The following is a 2,623-nucleotide window of genomic DNA, read 5'->3' on the forward strand; positions in this document are numbered from 1 at the left end:
GCTCCGCTCCGAGGAGGTCTAGGCCGTGCTATTCAGGGTATATTACTTCGCCTACCAGCGCGGCTATGAATGCCAAGAGAAGATATGCGTGGCGAGTTCATCGTCACGGCCGACACGATGGTGGCGATGGCGAACGCGACAGGAGCACGGGAAGCCTCGCGTCGGCTACTTGGGGAATAGCGCTCGCCGATGAATTGATCAAAATCTCTGCCGAGAACATTGGCCCGCTGCCTCTGGTGGCGGTCTATTTCTTTTGGCCGATAATATCCCCCAGAACGTCAGGGGAGTAATTTCGCACCTGTCGCTGCTTGTGGACGCGAGGCATATCTACAGGCAAGAGGCAGAGCTGGTTTGGTTGCGGTGGCATGCGGCCACAGGTGGGCGCCAGGACGCGCGGTGTGGTTCGGGGGTCTAGGACAGCGGCCGGCGGGAAACGCAACTGGCGAGGCTGTSCAGGGTTTCAGCCTGCGAAGTCCAGGAGTCTGGTGGCGGGCTCACGACGAAGTTCGGTATGGGTGCGRTCGATGCCTTCCACGGTGATCGCRAACGTCCCGTTYTCKATCCTTCCTATCCAGCCTTTGGCTTTYAGATACCAAAGATGAAAYTCCAGATGTTCACGCGGGCAGTCKGCCAKGCGTTCGAGTTCTGTATCGCCAAYRCCRGSATTGTTSACGTCTTGTCGGCGYTTGACATAGAGGAGCGAGAGCACTTTGGCCTGAATGACGGCATCCCGTTCTATGCCTTTGGTGTTGYTGGCTTCCTCGCTCAACCCGYGGCGAATSTTCAAATGCTCTTTATACTCGATGTCGTACTGCGCGCGCTTGAYCGGATCYTTGAGCGTATTGTGGGCATCTATGATTTCACTAAAGCGGGATTCGTCCCCGGTATCCCGGTTGTCGGGATGGTAGCGCATGGCAAAATAACGAAATATCCGTTCTATCGTTTCCGAGTTGGCGTTCGGACTGATTTCCAGAAGTTCATAGTAATCAACGAACAAAGTGATCCTCCCTCGACATCGAGGCAGAGTGTTACGACGCCTCTTCGTCGCCGGCGAGGACCATGCAATAGTGGTGCCAGACGCATTGACCCATTGCGGGACATCATCTGCGCGCGTCGCTTAAGCCGGTGGCGCGCTGGCCGCCAGTCTGCGCTCCCAGTGTGCGCGACTGCGAGCTTGTCGAGAGCCGTGGTCGGGCTGGACGCGCAGCGCTTAGGATCGCGATCGGCACGCTGGTGAGGTTCGGGGTCAGTGCCGACTTGAAGGGGGTTGCCTACGAAAGCTGACCAAGGCACGCATGAAGCCTACCACTTTATCCACCAATGGCGGATGAGCTATTCTATCAGCTTTTTCTCGGGCAAGTCGCTCCTGTTCCAAGGCATTTCGTCGAGCCTCTAGCCCATCATCATACAGATTCTGGGCGTAGCGCTTCCTTGAATGCTCTGACGCCGAAAGCGAATTGGCCTCCAGCCATGCTTTGAACAGGTCGGGTCTGATGCGCACGTTGTAGCGGGCAAACCCAGGCTGCTTCGCTATATGCGATACTTCTAAATTTGCGCGCCACTCTTCCCAAGTCGCAGGCATATCGTCGGCGCCAGGAAGCTCCCGGATAAGAGGATAGTCTTTGGGCATATAAACCGGAACTGCCTCTCCCGCGGTAGCCAAAGCGCGCCTCGGATCGAGCTCTTCGCGATTTCTGGCACGAAAATCCGCCAGTGCTGTTTCTGTTTCCTCTTTCGACCTGCCGGCAATGATTTGAAATGGCGGTTCGGGCGCCGTTAGGATAGCGCCGTTGTCAGATATCATTAGAAAGAGCTCGGACTGATCTTCTAGTCGAAACAGAAAGCAATAACCTTCAGGCTCCTTGAGCCCCATACTCGGGTGGGTGAACCTTGCGTGAAAATTAATCGGTTTCGGCTTCGATATTTCTCGAAGCATCTCGGCTCCAACGGTCCCGGCGTGCTCTGCGTACCCGATATGCTCCATACTCCGCTCCCACTCGATTGGAATGCATGCATTAGCAGTCTTCAGGAAAGCAAATCTACCTTTTGGTGTGGATATGTCGATGTCTTCGAATGGCGCAAGAACCATACCCTCAGACATCTTGACTGCTCGCAACCGACCAATCGCTGTTTCAAGGCAATAGCTCTTCACCTTATTGCCTCGCATGTTGAGCAAAGCTTCAGCTTCCCTAATTTCTGTGATTAAGGGTCGTTCCGGCAGTGCATTGCAGAAGCTCTGTAAGAATGGTGTCGGATCGTTAGGATCGCTGATCTTAAAGATCGTGGAAAGCAGCCATTCGTCGTCCCTTTTAATGGCTTCCTTTTTGTTGAATGCGCGCAAGTTCCCCTCCCTTTTCACCAAGGGTCAGCATCGCGCAGCGCGCAGTCGACTGCAAGGCGAGCCTGCCAGCTATCGGGATCAGGAATAGCCTCCGTTGCGGAGGCTCGTTGGCTGATCGTCGTGCAAAGGCTGCGGGCCCAGACCGCCGGCCGGTRTTTTTCACTGTGRTTCCCGATTACGAAGGRATCRATGCGAAGCGCAACCGCGACTGGAAATCTACGTTCGATCGACGCTAGACGGCTGGGCTGGGACTTCAGTCTTAGTCCAGCCAATAGGCTTAAT

At 55.2% G+C, this 2,623-nt stretch carries 2 protein-coding genes; both read right to left on the reverse strand.

All coding sequences use genetic code 11. The annotated features are described in order from the left end of the window. Positions 1-460: 460 nt before the first annotated feature. Positions 461-997, reverse strand: a complete 537-nt coding sequence (locus ACXJ7R_RS29595) for a DnaJ domain-containing protein (RefSeq protein ID WP_457154919.1) — start codon at positions 995-997, stop codon at positions 461-463. A 249-nt stretch (positions 998-1,246) separates the two neighbouring features. Then, the gene (locus tag ACXJ7R_RS29600; protein ID WP_457154920.1) at positions 1,247-2,341 is read right to left on the reverse strand and encodes a hypothetical protein; all 1,095 of its coding nucleotides are present in this window, start codon (positions 2,339-2,341) and stop codon (positions 1,247-1,249) included. Positions 2,342-2,623: the final 282 nt, after the last annotated feature.

Source organism: Mesorhizobium sp. P5_C1, from assembly GCF_054049815.1.